Source organism: Microbacterium sp. HM-570, from assembly GCF_054165885.1.
The window spans coordinates 3,042,536-3,063,488 of sequence record NZ_CM135111.1; the positions used below are offsets into that span (position 1 = coordinate 3,042,536).

At 68.4% G+C, this 20,953-nt stretch carries 17 protein-coding genes; 13 read left to right on the top strand and 4 right to left on the bottom strand.

The window, feature by feature from the left end; all coding sequences use genetic code 11:
• The first annotated feature begins 94 nt into the window (after positions 1 to 94).
• From ACT9TC_RS14560 to ACT9TC_RS14615, 12 genes are all read left to right on the top strand, one after another.
• Positions 95 to 946 (top strand): transglutaminase-like domain-containing protein, encoded by an 852-nt coding sequence (locus tag ACT9TC_RS14560; protein ID WP_458041173.1) that lies wholly within the window; start codon positions 95 to 97, stop codon positions 944 to 946.
• A 212-nt stretch (positions 947 to 1,158) separates the two neighbouring features.
• On the top strand, positions 1,159 to 2,826 hold the full coding sequence (gene argS / locus ACT9TC_RS14565; protein ID WP_458041174.1) for an arginine--tRNA ligase: 1,668 nt from the start codon (positions 1,159 to 1,161) through the stop codon (positions 2,824 to 2,826).
• A gap of 2 nt (positions 2,827 to 2,828) precedes the next feature.
• Entirely contained in the window at positions 2,829 to 3,638 is an 810-nt protein-coding gene (locus tag ACT9TC_RS14570) for an LmeA family phospholipid-binding protein (protein ID WP_458041175.1), read from the top strand.
• A 118-nt stretch (positions 3,639 to 3,756) separates the two neighbouring features.
• Positions 3,757 to 5,205 carry a diaminopimelate decarboxylase gene (gene lysA, locus ACT9TC_RS14575; protein ID WP_458042945.1) on the top strand — a complete coding sequence of 483 codons (1,449 nt, stop codon included), beginning with the start codon at positions 3,757 to 3,759 and terminating at the stop codon, positions 5,203 to 5,205.
• On the top strand, positions 5,202 to 6,557 hold the full coding sequence (locus ACT9TC_RS14580) for a homoserine dehydrogenase (protein WP_458041176.1): 1,356 nt from the start codon (positions 5,202 to 5,204) through the stop codon (positions 6,555 to 6,557). Before lysA ends, ACT9TC_RS14580 begins: the two co-directional genes overlap by 4 nt.
• Position 6,558: 1 nt before the next feature.
• A complete protein-coding gene (gene thrC / locus ACT9TC_RS14585; protein ID WP_458041177.1) occupies positions 6,559 to 7,644 on the top strand; it encodes a threonine synthase in 1,086 nt (361 codons plus the stop codon).
• A gap of 13 nt (positions 7,645 to 7,657) precedes the next feature.
• Positions 7,658 to 8,650, top strand: a complete 993-nt coding sequence (gene thrB / locus ACT9TC_RS14590; RefSeq protein ID WP_458041178.1) for a homoserine kinase — start codon at positions 7,658 to 7,660, stop codon at positions 8,648 to 8,650.
• A 134-nt stretch (positions 8,651 to 8,784) separates the two neighbouring features.
• Complete coding sequence (rho, locus tag ACT9TC_RS14595; protein WP_458041179.1) at positions 8,785 to 11,208, top strand: transcription termination factor Rho; 2,424 nt, start codon at positions 8,785 to 8,787, stop codon at positions 11,206 to 11,208.
• 26 nt (positions 11,209 to 11,234) lie between these two features.
• Complete coding sequence (gene prfA / locus ACT9TC_RS14600; protein WP_458042946.1) at positions 11,235 to 12,308, top strand: peptide chain release factor 1; 1,074 nt, start codon at positions 11,235 to 11,237, stop codon at positions 12,306 to 12,308.
• Positions 12,309 to 12,506: 198 nt separating this feature from the next.
• Positions 12,507 to 13,490 (top strand): endonuclease domain-containing protein, encoded by a 984-nt coding sequence (locus ACT9TC_RS14605; protein ID WP_458041180.1) that lies wholly within the window; start codon positions 12,507 to 12,509, stop codon positions 13,488 to 13,490.
• A gap of 159 nt (positions 13,491 to 13,649) precedes the next feature.
• Positions 13,650 to 14,063 carry a hypothetical protein gene (locus ACT9TC_RS14610; protein WP_458041181.1) on the top strand — a complete coding sequence of 138 codons (414 nt, stop codon included), beginning with the start codon at positions 13,650 to 13,652 and terminating at the stop codon, positions 14,061 to 14,063.
• Between the two features lies 1 nt (position 14,064).
• Positions 14,065 to 15,792, top strand: a complete 1,728-nt coding sequence (locus tag ACT9TC_RS14615; protein WP_458041182.1) for an amidohydrolase — start codon at positions 14,065 to 14,067, stop codon at positions 15,790 to 15,792.
• Between the two features lie 46 nt (positions 15,793 to 15,838).
• Here ACT9TC_RS14615 and ACT9TC_RS14620 read toward each other — a convergent pair whose 3' ends face one another.
• From ACT9TC_RS14620 to cysK, 4 genes are all read right to left on the bottom strand, one after another.
• Positions 15,839 to 17,434, bottom strand: a complete 1,596-nt coding sequence (locus tag ACT9TC_RS14620) for a hypothetical protein (RefSeq protein ID WP_458041183.1) — start codon at positions 17,432 to 17,434, stop codon at positions 15,839 to 15,841.
• Positions 17,416 to 18,159 (bottom strand): ABC transporter ATP-binding protein, encoded by a 744-nt coding sequence (locus ACT9TC_RS14625; protein WP_458042947.1) that lies wholly within the window; start codon positions 18,157 to 18,159, stop codon positions 17,416 to 17,418. Before ACT9TC_RS14625 ends, ACT9TC_RS14620 begins: the two co-directional genes overlap by 19 nt.
• 163 nt (positions 18,160 to 18,322) lie before the next feature.
• Positions 18,323 to 18,901: a serine O-acetyltransferase EpsC gene (gene epsC, locus ACT9TC_RS14630; protein WP_458041184.1), complete on the bottom strand. Its 579-nt coding sequence runs from the start codon at positions 18,899 to 18,901 to the stop codon at positions 18,323 to 18,325.
• A gap of 1 nt (position 18,902) precedes the next feature.
• Positions 18,903 to 19,841 carry a cysteine synthase A gene (cysK, locus tag ACT9TC_RS14635; protein ID WP_458041185.1) on the bottom strand — a complete coding sequence of 313 codons (939 nt, stop codon included), beginning with the start codon at positions 19,839 to 19,841 and terminating at the stop codon, positions 18,903 to 18,905.
• Positions 19,842 to 20,021: 180 nt separating this feature from the next.
• Between cysK and prmC the strand changes: the two genes are divergently transcribed.
• Positions 20,022 to 20,909 carry a peptide chain release factor N(5)-glutamine methyltransferase gene (gene prmC / locus ACT9TC_RS14640; RefSeq protein WP_458041186.1) on the top strand — a complete coding sequence of 296 codons (888 nt, stop codon included), beginning with the start codon at positions 20,022 to 20,024 and terminating at the stop codon, positions 20,907 to 20,909.
• The last annotated feature ends 44 nt before the right edge of the window (positions 20,910 to 20,953 follow it).

Below are 20,953 nucleotides of genomic sequence, written 5' to 3' on the forward strand. Positions count from 1 at the left end.
ATTATGTGCGGATGCCACGGCAGTCATCTGCTCTTGGAGGAGCGTCGTTCTGGCGGCGTGCGGAGGCGTCACACGGGCATGCGAGGATGTCTCGGTGCAGCGCATCGTCACCGCAGAACTCGACCTCGATCTGGCCGGCCCCGCCGACCTGATCTTCTCGTTGACGACCGCTCGCCAGGTGCCCCTCGCGAGCGAGATCTTGACGTTCACGCGCGACGATCTGGTGTACACCCCGACCGAGATCATCGACCAGGACGGCACCCGTCTGCACCGCCTGACGGGCGAGCCCGGGCCCCTGCGCGTGCGGTACGAAGCGGTGGTCGAGGGTCAGACGGGGCCCGCCCGCACGAGCGAGCTCGACAGCATCATCTACCTGCGCCCCAGCCGCTACTGCCAGTCGGACGAGGTGTTCTCGCAGGCGCGCCACCAGTTCGCAGGGCTCGCCGGTGCTGAGCTGATCGCCGCCGTGACCCGCTTCGTCGAGCAGTCGGTGACCTACACACCGGGGCTGAGCCTCGGCACCGACAGTGCGGTCACGACGCTCATGACCGGCCAGGGCGTGTGCCGCGACTACGCGCACGTCGTCATCGCGCTGCTTCGGGCGATGGACGTGCCCGCCCGATACGCCGCGTGCTACGCCCCGGGGCTGGACCCGATGGACTTCCACGCGGTCGCCGAGGCCTACCTCGACGGCGCCTGGTATGTCATCGACGCGACGCGCCTGGCCGACCGGCGCTCCCTCGTACGCATCGCGACCGGGCGGGACGCGGCGGACTGCGCGTTCCTCAGCTTCCACGGCGCGCAGGTCGGGCTCGATCGGCTGCACGTCGACGCCTGGGTGGTGCCGGATGTCGCGGGCCCGGCGGACGCGGATGACCTGTCCGCGGACCCGTTCGCCGAGGCATCCGTCCCCGACGACTACCGGGAGCTCGTGCAGCTCGGCTGACAGCGAGGGTGCTTGTTCTCACGCGCGAGGGTGCCTGTTCTGCCCGCGAGAGTGCCCGTTCTGTCGCGCGCGGTGTCCCGGAGCACTCTCGGATCGGAAACGGGCACTCTCGCGCCCAGGAACGGGCACGCTCGCGCCGGGAACGGGCGCCCTCGCGTGTGCGGGGCGCGGGGCCGGAGCCCACGCGGGTGCCGAACTAGACTGGGCCAGCTATGAATCCCGAGGATCTTTCCGCCGCCCTGCTCGCCGTCGTCCGCCCGCTTGCCGAGGCGCGACGGCCCGGATCGACCGACGGCCTCACCGCGGCAGACCTGCCGGTGGAGCGTCCGAAGAACCGTGACCACGGCGACTGGGCCTCGAACGCCGCCCTCAAGCTCGCAAAGCTCGTTGGCGCGAATCCGCGCGAACTCGCGACGGAGATCGCCGAGGCCCTCGCACAGTCCGAGGGCATCGAGAGCGTGGATGTCGCAGGCCCGGGCTTCATCAACATCACCCTCGACGCCGCCACGGCCGGATCGCTCGCCCGCACCATCGTCGAGGCCGGTGCCGCTTACGGCACGAACGAGTCGCAGCGCGGCAACACGATCAACCTCGAGTTCGTCAGCGCCAACCCCACGGGTCCCATGCACATCGGGCACACCCGCTGGGCGGCGCTCGGCGATGCCATGGGCCGTGTGCTCGCGGCCAGCGGCGCGACGATCGTCCGCGAGTTCTATATCAACGACGCGGGCGTGCAGATGGACCGCTTCGGTCGGTCGGTTCTCGCCGCGGCGAAGGGTGAGCCCACCCCCGAGGACGGCTACCCCGGCTCGTACGTCGAGGACCTCGCGGGGCGCGTGCTCGCCGAAGAGCCCGGACTGCTCGACCTGCCAGCCGACGAACAGCTCGCCGTCGCGCGTGAGCGCGCCTACGCTCTCCAGCTCGGCGACCTGCAGAGTTCGCTCGTCAAGTTCAACGTCCACTTCGATGTGTTCTTCAGCGAGCGCACCCTCCACGCGAAGCCCGCGGATGGCGGACCGAGCCTCGTCGACGAGGCCGTGGAGCGGCTGCGTGCCCAGGGTCATGTCTTCGACGCCGACGGCGCCGTGTGGGTTCGGACGACCGATTTCGGCGACGACAAAGACCGGGTGATCCGCAAGTCCGACGGCGAGTACACCTACTTCGCCGCGGACGCCGCGTACTACCTCAACAAGGGAGACCGCGGCTACGCGCACAAGATCTACCTTCTCGGCGCCGACCACCACGGCTATGTCCACCGGCTGAAGGCCCTGGCGGGCGCGGCGGGGGATGACCCCAACAAGGACATCGAGGTGCTGATCGGGCAGCTCGTGTCGATCAACGGCGCGCGCCTGAGCAAGCGCGCCGGCAACATCATCGAGCTCGACGACCTGCGCGACTGGCTCGGAACGGATGCCTTGCGTTACTCGTTGGCGCGATACCCGGCCGACTCGCCGCTGACTCTCGACCCCGAGATCCTCCGGAAGCGCACGAACGACAACCCGGTCTTCTACGTTCAGTACGCCCACGCGCGCACACACAACGTCGCGCGGAACGCCCAGGACTCGGGCGTTGACCGGAGCGAGTTCGCCCCCGAGCTGCTCACACACGAGACCGAATCGGCGCTTCTCGGAGCCCTGCAAGAATTCCCGCGCATCGTGGGCTTTGCCGCCGAGGTGCGCGAACCGCATCGTGTCGCGCGGTGTCTCGAAGAACTCGCGAGCCTCTATCACCGCTGGTACGACAACTGCCGCGTCATCCCGCTGGGCGACGCCCCCGTCGAGCCCGTTCACCGCACCCGCCTCTGGCTGAACGATGCCACCGGTCAGGTTCTGCGCAACGGACTCGACCTGCTTGGCGTCTCGGCGCCCGAACGGATGTAGCGATGACCATGCCGCCGCAGGACGCGCCGACCCTCTATTGGGACGATGCGCCCCCTCCGCGGCGGAAGCGGCGCCTGTGGCCCTGGATCGTCTCGCTCGTCGTCGTGATCGTGCTGTTCGGCGGTGCTGCGTTCGCGGGCGAGTGGCTCGCGCGCGATCTCGTCGAGCGCGGTGTGCGCGGAGCCCTCGCGAGCGAACTCGGTGTCCCGGCCGACCAGGCCGAGGTTCAGGTGGAGGGGCTCGTCATCCCGCAGCTCATCGCGGGTCGGTTCGATGAGGTCCAGATCGAAGCTCAGGATGTCTCGCTGCAAGGTTTCACGGGCGATGTGAGTGTCACGGCGCGCGGCGTGCCGCTCACGGCCGACGGTCCGCTCGATTCGGCCGAGGCATCCGTGACTCTCGATCAGGAACAGCTGCGCACGCTGCTCGCGGGGGTCGAGGGGTTCCCGGAAGAATCCCTCGGGGTGTCGGGATCGGATGTCACGATCACGGTCGAGCTGAGTCTGTTCGGTGCGGCGATTCCGATCGGGGTGGGGCTCACGCCGTCCGCGGCGGGCGGGGCGCTCGTCCTCACTCCTGCATCATTCACGGTGGCCGACGCGACCGCCGATGCGCAGGGCCTACGCGATCAGTTCGGCGCGTTCGCCGATGCTGTTCTGCAGCCGTGGCAGGTGTGTATCGCGTCGTCCCTTCCCGCCGGGCTCACGCTGACAGATGTCGCCGTGGTTGATCAGCAGGTCGTCGCGCAGTTCGACATCGCCAGCGGCATCCTCGTGGATTCGACCCTGCGCGAGCCGGGCGTCTGCGGCTGAGTCGCGCCCGTGCCCTAGACTTTCAGCAACCGCCGGGGTGGTGTGTGTGAACCGCCGCCCGCGGATTTGCGTCGGCCCGCGCGTCGATGAACGTCCCGAATCCACCGATTGGTCTGCCGTGTCCGTCGCCTCGCCGCTCGCCCCCGGATGGCTCGTGCCGCCCGCCGATGCGAACGCTCTGGCCCCACATGTGTGGCCTGTTGCTGCGCATCGACGGGAAGACGGCCAGCTCGAACTCGGCGGCGTCGCCGTGCGCGACCTGGTCGCGCAGTACGGCACCCCGGTTCTCGTGCTCGACGAGGGTGAGGTGCGCGCTCGCGCTCGCCGCACGCGCGAGGCTTTCGAGGATGCCGCGGCTCGTCATGGCACCACCGCGCGGGTGTACTACGCGGGAAAGGCCTTCCTCTCGAGCGAGGTTGCGCGCTGGGTGATGGAAGAGGGGCTGCGCGTCGACGTCTGCACGCGCGGCGAACTCGAGGTCGCGCTCGCCGCCGGTGTGCCCGCGGCCCAACTCGGCTTTCACGGCAACAACAAGTCGGTCAGCGAGCTCGAGCGTGCGGTCGAGGTCGGCATCGGATCGATCGTGATCGACAGTGTCTGGGAGCTGGAGCGCCTCGCGGCGATCATCTCCCGCAAGGGCAGCGAAAGTGCCCCGCAGGACGTCCTGCTGCGCGTCAACACGGGCGTCCATGCCGAGACCCACCACTTCCTCGCTACCTCCCACGAGGACCAGAAGTTCGGCTTCGGCCTCGAACTCGCCCCCGAGCTCGTCGCCCGCGTGCGTGCGACCCCCGGCCTCAACCTCGTCGGCCTGCACTGCCACATCGGCTCGCAGATCTTCGGCACAGACGGCTTCCGCGCGTCGGCCGCACGGCTGCTCGGTGTGCTCGCTGACTTGCCCGGTGAACCGCTTCCGGTTCTGAATCTCGGTGGCGGCTTCGGTATCGCCTACACCTCGGCCGATGAGCCGACCCCGATCGGCGAGCTTGCCGACGGCATCGTCTCGGTCGTCGCGAGCGAGGCTCACAAGCTCGGCGTGCCGATCCCGGCCCTCGCATTCGAGCCGGGACGGAGCATCGTCGGCACCGCCGGCGTCACGCTGTACGAGATCGGGACGACGAAGGATGTCTCGGTCGAGACATCCGAATCCGGCGCCGACACCACCGGCCCCACACCACACGCCACGCGTCGCTACGTGAGTGTCGACGGCGGCATGAGCGACAACCCGCGCCCCGCGCTCTACGACGCGCAGTTCTCGGCTCGCATCGCCGACCGCACGAGCACCGCCGAACCCGCCCTCGTGCGCGTCGTCGGCAAGCACTGCGAATCGGGCGACATCGTTGTCGACGCCGAATACCTGCCCGCGGATGTCGCACCCGGCGACCTGCTGGCGGTGCCCGCGACCGGGGCGTACTGCTACGCCCTCTCGAGCAACTACAACCATGTTCCGAGGCCGCCGATCGTGGCCGTTCGGGACGGAGCGTCGCGCGTGATCGTGCGCGGCGAGACGATCGACGACCTGCTTGCGCGCGACGCGGGCGTTTCAGGTCTGAGAGGAAACGAATGACCGACTACCGCACCCTGCGCGTCGCACTGCTCGGCGCCGGAGCCGTGGGCTCACAGGTCGCAGGTCTCCTGCTGCGCCACGGCGACGAACTGGCCGACCGTGCCGGAGCTCGACTCGAACTGGCGGGGATCGCCGTGCGCGAGGTCGACGCGCAGCGCGACGTCGACCTGCCGCGTGAGCTGTTCACGACGGACGCCGATTCGCTGATCGTCGGCTCCGACATCGTCATCGAGCTGATGGGCGGCATCGAGCCCGCGCGCACGTCGATCCTGCACGCGATTTCGTCCGGTGCGGATGTCGTGACGGCCAACAAGGCGCTGCTCGCGACCCACGGCACCGAGATCTTCGACGCGGCCGACCAGGTCGGAGCATCCGTCTATTACGAGGCTGCCGCGGCCGGGGCGATCCCGATCATCCGTCCGCTCCGTGACTCCCTCGCGGGTGACCGCGTGCGACGCATCATGGGCATCGTGAACGGCACCACGAACTACATCCTCGACCGCATGGACACCGAGGGCGCCGACTTCGCCGAGGTGCTCGCCGACGCCCAGCGCCTGGGCTATGCCGAGGCCGATCCGACGGCGGATGTCGAGGGATACGACGCCGCGCAGAAGGCCGCGATCCTCGCGAGCCTCGCGTTCCACACGAGCGTTCCGCTCGACACGGTGCACCGCGAGGGCATCACCACGGTCGACGCGTCCCTGATCGAGTCGGCGCGGCACGCTGGCTATGTCGTCAAGCTCCTCGCCGTCTGCGAGCGCATCGAGGATGCCTCGGGCACCGGCACCGGCACCGGCACCGGCACGGGCGCCGGCACCGGCGACGCGATCTCGGTGCGCGTCTACCCGGCACTCGTGCCCCGCACGCATCCGCTCGCGAGCGTCCACGGCGCCAACAACGCGGTATTCGTCGAGGCGGAAGCCGCCGGAAGCCTCATGTTCTACGGCGCGGGCGCCGGGGGAGTGCAGACCGCCTCCGCCGTGCTCGGCGACGTCGTCTCGGCCGCACGCCACCACATCGCGGGTGGCGTCGGCGTGGGAGAGTCCACCCGCGCGAACTTGCCCATCCTGCCGATCGGCCGCGTCACGACGCGGTACCAGATCACGCTCGAGGTCAGCGACGAGACGGGCGTGCTCGCCACCGTCGCTGGCATCCTCAGCGAGGGACGGGTGTCCATCGCGACCGTCGAGCAGACGGTCGTGGCAGACCCGGATGGCGGCCCCGGCATCGCACGCATCGTGATCGGCACACACAAGGCACTCGAGCAGGACCTCAGCGACACCGTTACCCGACTCGCCGCGAGCGGCGTCGTCGAGCGGGTCGTCTCGGTTCTGCGGGTAGAAGGAGACTGACATGGCACACCTCTGGCGCGGAGTACTCCGCGAATACGCCGATCGGCTCGGCGTCACCGACGCCTCGACCGTCGTGACCCTCGGCGAGGGCGGTACGCCGCTTCTGCCCGCCCCGGCGCTGTCGCGGATGACGGGAACGGATGTCTGGGTCAAGTTCGAGGGCATGAACCCGACCGGGTCCTTCAAGGACCGCGGTATGACCGTCGCCCTGTCGCGCGCTGTGGAGCACGGCGCCAAGGCCGTCATCTGCGCCTCGACCGGAAACACCTCGGCCTCGGCCGCGGCCTACGCCGCGCACGCCGGCATCACCGCCGCCGTGCTCGTGCCCGAGGGCAAGATCGCCATGGGCAAGCTCAGCCAGGCCGTGGCGCACAACGGCAAGCTCATCCAGATCCGCGGCAACTTCGACGACTGCCTCGAGATCGCGCGCGAGCTGGCCGACAACTACCCCGTGCACCTCGTCAACTCGGTCAACCCCGACCGCATCGAGGGTCAGAAGACGGCCGCGTACGAGGTCGTCGAGCAGCTCGGCGACGCCCCCGACTTCCACCTCATCCCGGTCGGCAACGCCGGCAACTACACCGCCTACTCGCGCGGTTACCGCGAAGAGCTCGAGCGCGGTGTTTCGACCCGGCTGCCGCGCATGTTCGGCTTCCAGGCCGCGGGTAGCGCGCCGCTCGTTCGGGGCGAGATCGTCCGTCACCCCGAGACGATCGCCAGCGCGATCCGCATCGGCAACCCCGCTTCGTGGGAGCTGGCACTCGAGGCACGCGACGCGACCGACGGATGGTTCGGCGCGATCGACGACGACCGGATCCTCGCCGCCCAGAAGCTGCTCTCGGGCGAGGTCGGCATTTTCGTCGAGCCCGCCTCCGCGATCAGCGTCGCGGGTCTGCTCGACCGGGTCGAGGCCGGCATCATCCCGAAGGGCGCCCGCGTCGTGCTCACGGTCACGGGCCACGGACTGAAGGACCCGCAGTGGGCCCTTCGTCGCGAAGACGGCTCCCAGGTGGAGCCGATCGTGGTCGATGCCGCGACATCCGAAGTCGCGTCCGTCCTCGACCTCGTCGCCGAGCCCGTCGCGTGAGCGGGGCATCCGCGTGAACACAGCCCCTCGGGCTACCGACGCAGCCCCGTCGGCCGAAAAGCCAGGCCCGCGGCCCTTCGTGGTCCGTGTTCCCGCGACGAGCGCGAACCTCGGGCCTGGATTCGACACGCTCGGGCTGGCGCTGAGCGTCTACGACGAGATCGTGGTGACCGAACTGCCCGAACCGGGCCTCGAGGTGTTCGTCGAGGGTGAGGGCGCGGAGGACGTCGCGCGGGATGCATCGAACCTGGTGGTCCGCTCGATCCAGTACGCGTTCGACGCGTTCGGACAGGAGATGCCGGGCCTGCGGCTCGAAGCACACAACAGGATTCCGCACGGGCGCGGCATGGGTTCATCCGGCGCCGCCGTCGTGTCGGGGCTCGTCATCGCCCGCTCGCTGCTGGAAGGGCGGGTCGACGTTTCTGACGACGATCTGCTGCGTCTGGCCACCGAGCTGGAGGGGCACCCCGACAACGTCGCGCCCGCGCTCTTCGGCGGCCTGACGATCGCGTGGATCACGCCCGATGGCCCGCAGCACAAGAAGCTGCTCGTGCATCGCGGTGTCGCGCCTCTGGTGTTCGTGCCGGGTTTCACGATGTCGACGTCGCTTGCCCGCAGCCTGCAGCCGCTGAACGTGCCGCGCGAGGATGCGGTCTTCAACGTCTCGCGGTCGGCTCTGCTGATCGCCGCGCTGACTCAAAGCCCCGAGCTGCTGCTCGCCGCGACCGAGGATCGCCTGCACCAGGACTACCGAGCCGAAGCGATGCCCGAGACACTGCGGATCGTGCGGGCCCTGCGCCTCGCCGGGTTCGCGGCGGTCGTCTCGGGGGCGGGTCCGAGCATCCTCGTCCTCGCCGATGGCCCGGGGCGACGCCTCGAGGCGGCCGATGTCGTGGAGCAGGTCTCCGACACCGCGTGGGAGGCCCTCATGCTGGCCGTCGACTTCAAAGGTGCTACAGTGAGGGAACACACGGAGGGTGCCACACAGCCGTTTTCGGCCGCGTGAATCTGGCCTCCGATCGCAATCTGCGAAGCACTGCATGCCCCCCGAATCCTTCTCCATTCTTTCGGCGTGGACGGGTGTCCGCCGCGGCGACATCGCATGCAGTCGTGTTCATTCACACGTGCAAGGGAGTACTCGTGGAGTCAATCTCCGAGATCCAGACCGGCGCCACCCCCATTCAGGGTGAGCAGACCGGTGACAACGCGCCCGAGGGCGCACAGACCACTGAGGCGGCGCCTCAAGACGCAGCTCCTCAGGACGCAGCTCCTCATGGCGCGGCTCCTCAGGACGCAGCTCCTCAGGACGCGGCGCCCGCCGAGTCGGCACCCGAACAGGGTTCCGCCGAGGCTGACGCATCCGTCCCGGACGAGGCACCCGCTTCGAAGCCGGCCCGCGCCTCCAAGCGCCGCCGCCGCGTTCGTGAGCTCGCCGCGGACTTCGGTGTCGACGCCAAGCGCGTCATCGCCGTCGCTGCTGAGCTCGGCCACACGCTGAAGACCCCCCAGTCGGCGCTCGACGCGGACGTCGAGGCGCAGGTCACGGCCGCGCTCACGTCCGCTGCGCTGTCGGATGCTTCGGCATCCACTGCCGACGCGCCCACGGAGACCGCGGCCGCGCCGTCTGCGGAAGAGGCCCCGGGCGTGGCATCGTCCGCTGAGGGCGATTCCGCACCCCGGAAGGCGGACGCTGGCGAGGCATCCGATTCCTCAGCCGAGAGCGCGCAGAGCGCCTCCGGCGCGCAAAACGATGGCAACGCCCAGAACGATGGCAACGCCCAGAACGATGGCAACGCCCAGAACGATGGCAACGCCCAGAACGATGGCAACGCCCAGAACGATGGCAACGCCCAGAACGATGGCAACGCCCAGAACGATGGCAACGCCCAGAGCGATTCTGAAGGCGAGCAGACGGGCAGCCGTCGCAGCCGCAACCGCAACCGCAACCGCAGCCGCGGTGGCCGTGACGCACAGGATGGCCAGGATGGCTCGGCCGACCAGGGTGGCCCGCAGAATCAGGCCAACCAGAACCAGGCCAACCAGAACCAGGCCAACCAGAACCAGGCCAACCAGAACCAGGCCAACCAGAACCAGGCCAACCAGAACCAGGCCAACCAGAACCAGGCCAACCAGAACCAGGGTCGTCAGGCCAAGGGCGACCAGGGCGGTCAGAACAACGCCCAGGGCAACCAGAACGCCCAGGGCAACCAGAACCAGCGCGGTCAGAACCCGCAGCGTGGCCAGAACGCGCAAGCCGCTCAGAGCAGCGGCCCGGCGGACGACGACGACAACGGTCAGGGTGCACGCGGCCGCGGTCGCGGTCGCACCAAGCGTTCCCCCGGCACGCCGATGGACGAATTCGAAACCGAGATCAACGATGACGACGTTCTCATCCCGATCGCGGGCATCCTCGATGTGCTCGACAACTACGCGTTCGTGCGTACATCCGGCTACCTGCCCGGCCCGAGCGACGTCTACGTCTCGCTCGGCCAGGTCAAGAAGTACAACCTGCGCAAGGGCGACGCGGTCGTGGGTGCGATCAAGCAGCCCCGCGAGGGCGAGCACCAGGGGCGTCAGAAATACAACGCCCTGGTCAAGGTCGACGCGATCAACGGCCTGTCGGTCGACGACGCCGCGACCCGTGTCGAGTTCGGCAAGCTCACGCCGCTCTACCCGCAGGACCGCCTGCGCCTCGAGACGGCGCCCGAGAAGCTCACCCAGCGGATCATCGACCTCGTCGCACCCATCGGCAAGGGCCAGCGCGGCCTGATCGTCGCGCCGCCCAAGGCGGGCAAGACGATCGTTCTGCAGCAGATCGCCAACGCGATCGCGACGAACAACCCCGAGGTTCACCTCATGGTCGTGCTCGTCGACGAGCGTCCCGAAGAGGTCACCGACATGCAGCGGACGGTCAAGGGCGAGGTCATCGCCTCAACGTTCGACCGCCCGGCCGAGGATCACACGACAGTCGCCGAACTGGCTATCGAGCGCGCCAAGCGTCTCGTCGAGCTCGGCCACGACGTCGTCGTGCTGCTCGATTCGATCACGCGTCTCGGCCGCGCCTACAACATCTCGGCGCCGACCTCGGGTCGCGTGCTGAGCGGTGGTGTGGATGCCTCGGCTCTGTACCCGCCCAAGCGCTTCTTCGGCGCCGCGCGCAACATCGAGAACGGCGGATCGCTCACGATCCTCGCGACCGCGCTCGTCGAGACCGGGTCCAAGATGGACGAGGTCATCTTCGAAGAGTTCAAGGGAACGGGCAACAGCGAGCTGCGTCTGTCCCGTCAGCTCGCCGACAAGCGGATCTTCCCGGCCGTCGATGTGAACGCATCCTCCACGCGCCGCGAAGAGATGCTCCTCTCGTCCGACGAGGTCAAGATCACCTGGAAGCTGCGCCGTGCGCTCGCGGGTCTCGACCCGCAGCAGGCCCTCGAGGTCGTGCTCGGCAAGCTGAAGGAAACGAGCTCGAACGTGGAGTTCCTCATCCAGATGCAGAAGTCGATCCCGGCGCCCACACAGGGTGCGCACGGCAGCAGCCACGGGCACGACAACAACATCCGCTGATCGGGTCCGCCGTGGCCGACCCCGGGATTTTCGACTCCGTTCGCGGACTCATCGACGAGCACCGGCGGGTGCAGGAGGAACTCTCCGACCCCGCCGTGCACGCCGATGCCGGCCGTGCGAAGCGCGTCAACCGACGCTACGCAGAGCTCAGCCGGATTGTCGCCGCGTACGACGCGTGGGCCGCGGCATCCGACGATCTCGCCGCCGCGCGTGAACTCGCGCGCGAGGATTCGGCTTTCGCCGAAGAGGTGCCGGGGCTCGAGGAACGCGTCGACGCAACACAGGAACGTCTGCGCCGCCTCCTGATCCCGCGCGACCCCGACGACGCCCGCGACGTGATCATGGAGATCAAGGGCGGCGAGGGCGGCGCCGAGAGCGCGCTCTTCGCGGCCGATCTGCTGCGGATGTACATCCAGTACGCCGCGTCCAAGGGCTGGAAGACCGAGCTGCTCGAGCGGACCGAGTCCGACCTCGGTGGCTACAAGGACGTCCAGGTCGCGATCAAGGGGTCGTCCGCCGATCCCGCGCAGGGCGTCTGGGCGCACCTCAAGTACGAGGGTGGCGTGCATCGCGTGCAGCGTGTGCCCGCGACCGAGTCGCAGGGGCGCATTCACACCTCGACGACCGGCGTGCTGGTCTTCCCCGAGGTGGATGAACCCGACGAGGTCGAGATCAACCAGAACGACCTCAAGATCGACGTTTTCCGATCGTCCGGTCCCGGCGGTCAGTCCGTCAACACCACCGATTCGGCGGTCCGCATCACCCACCTGCCCACGGGCATCGTGGTCTCGATGCAGAACGAGAAGTCGCAGCTGCAGAACCGTGAGGCCGGCATGCGCGTGCTGCGAGCCCGGATTCTCGCGCGACAGCAGGAAGAGATCGCGGCCGCGGCATCCGATGCCCGCAAGTCGCAGATCCGCGGGATGGATCGCTCCGAGCGCATCCGCACCTACAACTTTCCCGAGAACCGCATCGCGGATCACCGGACGGGCTACAAGGCCTACAACCTCGATCAGGTGATGGACGGGGCTCTGGGCCCGGTCATCGACTCGTGTATCGCCGCGGACGAGGAAGAGCGCCTGGCCTCTCTCGGCACCTGACGCCCCCGCAGCCGCCGCGCCCGCGCGCCTTGGATCTGCTCGCCTGACGCAATGTGTCGCCTGGGCGCTGCCCGAGCCAACACATTGCGTCAGGCGAGCGGATGCGATGTTTCCTCCACAGGGGGCGCCAACGGCGCAGGTGCACGTGTGGGGCGTGCGGGAGCGTTTGGGTAGCGGGATGCGGTCCAGCGTGGGGGTATGCAACCACGACAGCTGCCCGATGAGCTCGGGCCCGCGTTTCTCGTCCGCGATGCGTTGCAGGCGGGTCTGAGTCGCGAGCGCGTGCGACGTCTCGATCTGCACCGCCCGTTCCACGGGGTGCGGATCCGGGGAGATGCTGAACCGCCCGACCTCGATGTGCAATCGTCCTCGCCGTACTCGGATGAGGAATGTGCCGAGGTGCTGCGACTCGCGCGGGTGTATGCCCTACGAATGGCAGACCATGAGTTCTTCAGCCATCGGACGGCTGCGGTGCTTTGGGGTGTGCCGGTGCCGCGGAATCACGACGACCGTTTGCACGTGAGTGTGCTCGCGCCTGCACGTGCCGTCCGTACTTCCGGCGTGGTGGCGCACGAAGCGCAGCCCGGGCTCACTCGTGTTGTCACTCATCCTCCGACCGGGCTGCGGGTTTCGAGCCCCGCGACGACGTGGGCAATGCTCGGGGCACAGCTGCTGCATCCGTACGATCTCGTCGCGGCGGGCGACGCATTCATCCGGGTGCAGCGGATGCCCGGCCCTTGGGTGCGCGAAATGCCACCGCCCTTGGCGACGTTCGCGCAGCTCGAGGCCGCGGTGCGCGCAGGCCGGAGAGTCGGACGTCCAGCCTTGAGAGAGTCACTGCCTCGGTTGCGTGTGGCAGCAGCATCCCGACCTGAAACCTGGACGCGCCTGACGATCTGCGACGCTGGACTGCCCGAACCCTTGCTTGATCATGACGTCTACGACGAGAGCGGAGCATTCATTGGATGCGTCGACCTGGCGTATCCCGATCTGAAGATCGCGATCGAGTACGAGGGAGACCACCACCGCACAGATCTGGTGACGTGGAACCGCGACCTCGCTAAGCACGAAGCGCTACAGGCTGCCGGGTGGCGCGTCATCCGCGTCGGCAGCGCAATGCTCTTTCGGAAACCGCACCTGCTCGTCAGCCTCGTGCGCGACGCGCTCCGCGCCCGGCGCTGACGCCGCGCGCCGTCCCCGCTTGTTCCCCTGACGCGATGTGTCGCTTGCGGAGGGTGTGAAGCGACACATTGTGTCAGGGGAGCGGGGCTTGTGCGGCGCGCGCGGGGGCGGGGTGCGGCGAGAGACGCCGCGAGGCGGCCGGCGCGATAAGGTCAGCCCGTGATCAGATTCCTCATCCGCAGCCTCATCTTCGTGGTCTCGGCCGCGCTCGGCCTGCTCGTCGCCGACTGGGTGTTGCCCGGCTTCCAGATTCAGTGGAGCGAGTGGTGGGGATTCGTCGTCTGCATCGTGATCTTCGCGGTTCTGCAGAGCGTCCTCGCGCCCTGGATCGCGACGATGGCGAGGCGCTACGCCCCGGCGCTGCTCGGCGGTATCGGCATCGTGTCGACGTTCGTCGCGCTGCTCGTCGTGGTGCTGCTTCCGATCGGCGGGCTGCGCATCACCGACGCGATCTCGTGGGTGCTCGCTCCAGTCGTCGTCTGGCTCGTGACGGCGCTCGCGACCCTGTTCCTGCCGATGCTTCTGCTCAAGCGCGAGGTCAAAGACCTCTCGGGCCGCGGCAAGGATGCCTGACATGACCGCACGCATCCTCACCGCCGGCACGATCATCACGATGGACCCGGCGAACCCGCGCGCCGAGGCCGTGGCGATCGAAGACGGTCGCATCATCGCGGTCGGCACGATGGCGGAGTGCCAGGCGGCCGCGCCCACCGCGACCATCGAAGACACCCAGGCACGGGCCCTGCTGCCGGGCTTCATCGACTCGCACTCCCACCCTGTGCTCAGCGGGATGGCGACAATGCCGCCCGCATACTGGATCGCGCCGTGGTTCTGCCCGACCTGGGATGACGTTCTCGCGATGTTCCAGAAGGCGATCACCGAGTCCGCGCCGGGCACCGCGCTGTCGTTCTTCGGATTCGATGGGCTACTGCATCAGCACGAGGATCCGGATGCGGCGAGCCTCGACGCGATCTTTGGTGATCGACTCGTCTTGGTCATGGGAAATTCGGGCCACACGGCGTATGTGACGACTGCCGTGCTGAAAGAGCTCGGCTTCGTCGAGACCCCGCCGGCCAATCCCGTGGGTGCGTTCTTCGGGCGCCGGCCCGATGGGAGCCTGGATGGCCGGGGCACCGAGTTGCCCGCAGCCATGGCCCTCGCCACGCCCGTGCTGAACGCGATCGGTGCGCAGGGCAAGCCGCTTCAGGGTGCGGTCGAGTACTACATGTACATGGCGACGGCCGGCATCACCTCCGCCTCGGAAATGACGTACAAGACCCCGCTCAAGGCGGCGTACGAGACACTGGCGTCGCTGCCGAACAGTCCGATTCGCGTAACGCTGTACCACATGTCCACAGAGGCCGACGCGGGGGATCCGTTCGAATCGACCGTCCCCGTCGAGATGCTGCACAAGCGCGGCATCAAGCTCTGGGCCGACGGGTCTCCGTGGGTCGGCAACATCGCGATGTCGGAGCCCTATCTCGACACCGACGCCACCCGCGCGGCGGGTATCGCCCCCGGCATCCCGGGTGAGGCGCGGATGAACTACACGCGCGGGCAGCTGGACGCGGTCCTGGACGCCCATGCCGACGGCGGCTGGCAGATGGCGTTCCATGTCAACGGCGACATCGGGCTCGACGTCGTGCTCGACGCTTTCAGCCGTGCGCTCGACGAGCACGGTCTGGCTGGCACCGACCACAGGTGGCGGGTGGAGCACATCGGCGGCGCGCGCCACGATCAGTTCACGCGGATGGCTGAGCTCGGTGTCGTGACATCGATGGGGCCGTTCCAGTTCTACTACTGGGGTGACCTGCTCGACGGCCAGATGTTCGACAGCCGTATTGGCGCGCCCTGGCAGCGTTTTCGCGACGCGTTCGATGCGGGCACGCATCCCTCTTTCCACAACGACGGCAGCGTGAGCCCGCCCACCCCGCTTCTCAATATCCAGACCGCCGTCACACGGCGCACCAGCAGCGGAACGATCCGCGGGGCGGAGCAGGCGACGACGTTGCACGAGGCACTCGCGGCCCAGACGATCAACGCGGCGTACACCCTCGGGACCGACGGTGATGTCGGATCGATCGAAGTCGGTAAGCTCGCGGACTTCGTCGCGCTCGACGCCGATCCCTACGCAGTCGCACCCGAGAAGATCGGTGCGATCGGGGTCACCGGCACCTGGCTCGACGGCGCAAAGATCGATCTCGACGCGTTCGCCGAGGCATCCGGTCAGGTCGATGACGCCGCGTTCGCGTCGCTGCGTGCGCTCGGCGTGCCGGCCTGCTGCCATCAGGCGCCCGCCTAATCCGGCGCTCTCCTGATCGCGCGAATCAGGGGGACGCAGCGCGGAGCTATTGCGACGAAGCGGCCCGCACGCGCTGTAGCAGGTCCGGAGCGGTGCGGTCCAGCATTCGACCGCCGATCCCGACGCCGAGGACGAAGAACACGACACCGAGCACCACGCCGACGACGAGAGCGAGCCAACCGAACAGTGCATCGCCCGTGGCGACGGTCAGGATGGCCAGGATGATCTCGGGCGCGGCGAGCACCGCGGCGAGAATCCACACGGCGAGGAAGCCGAGGAAGATCGAGAACGTCGCGCCGGGCACGCGCTTGAACGGATTGTCGCCCGCCGCGGGCACGGGCACGAGCAGGTAGGCCGAGCTCACCGCACACACGCCGTATGCCGTGAGCAGCATGCCGATTGCCGACCCGACGATCGCGGGCGCCAAGTTCCAATCGCCGGTGATGGCGATCGTGATGATCGCCGTGAGGACTACCAGCGGAAGCCCGACGGTCGCGGCCGCGAGCATCCGGCCGAGACGGTCTTGACGACCGCGAACGCCCGTCGCGACGATCGTGCCGAAGGCCGTGCCGTCATAGGACACATCCGCGTAGGGGACGATGCCGAGGACGAACGCGACGAACGTCGCGCTGAAGGCGATGAAGGTGTTGGTCGTGTCGCCTCGAGCCCAGAACACCACGAGCACCGGCACGAGCGGAACGGTGATGAGCTGACGGAGGTAGCGGGGATCGTGGATCCAGTAGGTCAACGATCGTGCCCAGCTGGCTCCGGTGCCGCCGGTGGGCAGACGCCCGAACCATCCGATCTTCCCCGCGGCGACCTTGCGGCCGCCCCGAGCGGGAGGTGCGATGAGGGATGCCGACAGGCTCCGGTGCCAGATGAACCACAGCAGCGCGATCGTCGCCAGCGCGATCAGCAGTTTCGCGCCGGCGACGAGAGGCGCCCCGGATGCCAGATCGCCCGGGGCCGACCATGCGGCCGCCAGGGGTGTCCAGGACACCGCCTCGAGCACACCAGACAGAGCAGTCATGTCATCGGAGGGGCCGCTCGCGGCGCGCAGGAGCGAACCGATGCCGGCGATGATCGGACCGGCGAGGATGAGGACGATGAACGCGAGCATCCAGACGATTTCACGGATGCGCCGGCCTCCCGTCAGTCCGGCCGCGATCGAGGCGAAAGTCCGTGAGACGACGACGCAGATCAGGATGCCGAGCGGGACGCAGATGACCGCCGCCGCGAGGGCGATCGGCCAGCGCCACCACGCGACGAGACTCGCGAGACCACCGAGAATCGTTGCGAGACCGGGGATTCCGGTCGCACCCGCTGCCGTCAGGGCGACCATCATGCGGTTTGTCGTCAGGGGAAACGTTGCGAGACGCGAGGGGTCGAGCGTCGTATCGATCCCGGCCGCGAAAACGGGTGCGAGCACCCATCCCAGGGTTAGCAGACTGCCGCCGGCGATGAGGACGAGCCGCGTCACCTCGAGACCGAGGGTGCCGACGAAGAACAGACCGATCGCGATCAGCACGACGGCGCCGACGGCCCAGAGGGCGCCGAAGATGAATCCGACGAGCTGCCAGGGCTGTCGGGAGAGCGTATTGCCGAGGACGCGGAAGCGGATCCTCAGGAGAGTCGCAACCACTCGGGTCCCTCCGTGTGGTGTCGGCCGCCGACGAGCTCGACGAATCGGTCTTGCAGCGTCGCGTCGCCGCGCACCTCGGCGACCGTGCCTGCGGCGAGCACGCGACCTGCCGCGATGACGGCGACGTGGTCGCACATGCGCTGGACGAGGTCCATCGAGTGGCTCGACACGATCACCGTGCCGCCGCCCTGTGTGTAATCGCGCAGGATGTCCTCGATGTTCGCCGCCGACACCGGGTCGACCGATTCGAACGGTTCGTCGAGGACGAGGATGCGGGGGGCGTGGACGAGGGCGCAGGCCAGGGCGATCTTCTTGGTCATACCGGCGGAGAAGTCGACGACGGGTGTGCCGGCGGCCACTGTGAGGTCCATGATGCGGAGCAGATCGGCGGTGCGCGCCGCGACATCCGCGTGCGTGAGCCCGAACATCATGCCCGTGTACGTCACCAGCTGTTCGCCGGTGAGACGGTCGAACAGGCGCACGCCGTCGGCGAGGTTGCCGATCATGGCCTTCGCGCGGACAGGCTCGGCCCAGACATCGACGCCGTGGATGAATGCGCGACCGGCATCCGGGCGCAGGAGTCCCGTGGCCATGGACAGTGTGGTGGTCTTGCCGGCTCCGTTGGGGCCCACGAGTCCATAGAACGAGCCCTCGGGTACGGCGAGGTCGAGGTTATCCACGGCGATCTTGTCGCCGAAGCGCTTGACGAGGCCGTTCAGCTGCATGGCGAGAGCGCGGGAAGCGGCTGGTGGCGGCGGGGCAGCGGCGGGAGTCGGCGAGGTCACCGTTTCACGCTATCGGGAACATGCGCGAACTGGTATATCACCGCGCGTGTCGCTCAGGTGCATCGCGCGGCTCCATGGATGGTCGCGGTCGCGTCCCGCTGCGTCAGATGGAATACTCGGGGGCTGTCAAGAGTGCCCGCGTGTCCTCGCCCGGACGACGGGCACGTGCCTTTGCGGGTATGCCGACGAGCACCGAGTTCGCGGGTGCATCGCGGGTCACGACGGCGTTCGCCCCGACGGCGGAATCGTCGCCGATCACGACGGGCCCGAGGATCTTCGCACCCGCGCCGACCACGACGCGGTCGCCGAGCGTGGGGTGCCGCTTGCCGCCCTCGCGCTGACGTCCGCCGAGCGTCACGCCGTGGTAGAGCATGACGTCGTCACCGGTTTCGACGGTCTCACCGATCACGACACCCATGCCGTGGTCGATGAAGAAGCGACGACCGAGACGAGCACCCGGGTGGATTTCGATCCCGGTCAGCCACCGCGTCACCTGCGACAGTGCACGCGCGAGGAACTTCGCGCCGCGCACCCACAGGCGGTGATGGATGCGGTAGGCCCAGATGGCGTGCAGGCCCGGGTACAGCAGCGCGATCTCAAGATCCCCACGTGCGGCGGGATCCCGCAGACGAGCGGCGGTGACATCCTCTCGGATCGTCAGCCAGGCGGAACGAAGGCCCACGTCACTCCTCGCGCAGGTGCTCGTACAGAGCCGTGGAGAGGTAACGCTCGCCCGCGGACGGGACGATGACGACGATGTTCTTGCCTGCGGCCTCCGGCCGGGCCGCGATCTGCAGGGCGGCCCAGATGGCGGCCCCGCTCGACATGCCGACCAGAATGCCCTCGTCGGTTGCGACCTTGCGGGCCACCTCGAGGGTGTCCTCGAACGAGACGTCGATGACCTCGTCGATGACGTCACGGTCGAGGATCTCGGGCACGAAGTTCGGGCCGATGCCCTGGATCTTGTGGGGTCCGGGGTGGCCCTTCGTCAGGATGGGGGAGTCCGCGGGCTCGACGGCGACGATCTGGACACCCGGCACGCGCTCCTTGAGTACCTGACCGACACCCGTGATGGTGCCACCCGTGCCGATGCCGGCCACGAAGTATCCGATGTCACCATCGGTGTCGCGCAGAATCTCTTCCGCTGTCGTTGCGCGGTGGATCGCCGGGTTCGCCTCGTTCTCGAACTGGCGGGCCCAGATGGCGCCCGGTGTGTCGGCGACGATCTGCTTGGCGATGTTGACGGCCTCCGACATTCCCTTTGTGGGGTCGGTCAGCACGAGCTCGGCGCCGAACGCCTTCAGCAGCGTGCGCCGCTCCTTCGACATCGAGGCGGGCATCGTCAGGATCACCTTGTATCCGCGGGCGGCGCCCACCATGGCGAGCGCGATGCCCGTGTTGCCGCTCGTGGACTCCACGATGGTCCCGCCGGGTTTCAGCTCGCCGGATGCCTCGGCTGCGTCGACGATCGCGATGCCCAGGCGGTCCTTGACGCTCGAGACCGGGTTGTAGAACTCCAGCTTCGCCAGCACGACGCCGCCGAGCCCTTCGGTGACCCGGTTCAACCGGACGAGTGGGGTGTTTCCGAATGCGGACGTGATGTCTGAGTGGATGCCGGCCATGGGCGTGCCTTTCGGGATGTCACGGGATGTCACGGGGTGTCACGGGATGGATCGAAGCTTCGGCGTCGTCGTCGACGCACTTCCACGAGCCTAGGCGAGGCCCATCGGGCTCGGCGCGATTGTGACGAATCCGCGGATCCGCGGCCAGGACGGAGGGGCGCCGGTAATGTGGGGACGCTCATGCCTCCCATCGAAAACTCTTCTTCTCCGCGTGCGCTCGCGACCGTTCTGCGCGAGGCCGCCGAGCGACTCGCGGCGGCGGGCATCGCCGATCCGGGCGTCGATGTCGAGTTGCTTGCGGCGCACGTGCTCGGCACGAGTCGCGGGGGAGTGCAGGCTGCCAGTATCCGGGGCGATGAGATCGAGAATGAGGATGCCTCGGCATTCGAGGCTCTCGTTGAGCGCCGCGCCGCGCGGGTACCGCTGCAGCACCTCACGGGGCTTGCCCCGTTCCGCCGTCTGGTATTGCGGGTCGGTCCCGGTGTTTTCGTGCCTCGACCCGAGACCGAGATCGTCGCGCAGTTCGCCATCGACTCGCTCTGGGCTGCGGCATCACCGGCGCCGATCGCGGTCGATCTCGGCACAGGGAGCGGTGCGCTGGCGCTGGCGCTTGCGACCGAGGTGCCGCACGCGATCGTCTACGGCGTCGAGAAGTCGCCGGACGCCTTCATCTGGGCGAAGGGCAACGCCGAGTTCGTCGGTGCGACCAACGCACGGATCGTCCGGGGTGACCTCGACACGGCGCTCCCCGACCTAAACGGAACCGTTGACGTCGTCGTCTCGAACCCTCCGTACGTGCCGGATGACGCGATCCCGCGCGACCCCGAGGTTCGCTTCCACGACCCCGAGGCCGCGCTCTATGGTGGGCCCGACGGCCTCGACGTGGTGCGCCGCGTGAGCCGAGCCGCCCTGCGCCTCGTGCATCCCGGCGGCACGGTCGTGATCGAGCACGGCGAGTGGCAGGGGGCTGCCGTGCGCGACATCCTCGCGGCGGACGGATGGCGCGCGGCAGCGACGCATCCGGATCTGACGATGCGCGACCGCGCGACGACCGCTCTCCGCCCCTGACCCTCGCGCCGAGAATGGCAGCACTCGTGCCCGCCGTAGACTTG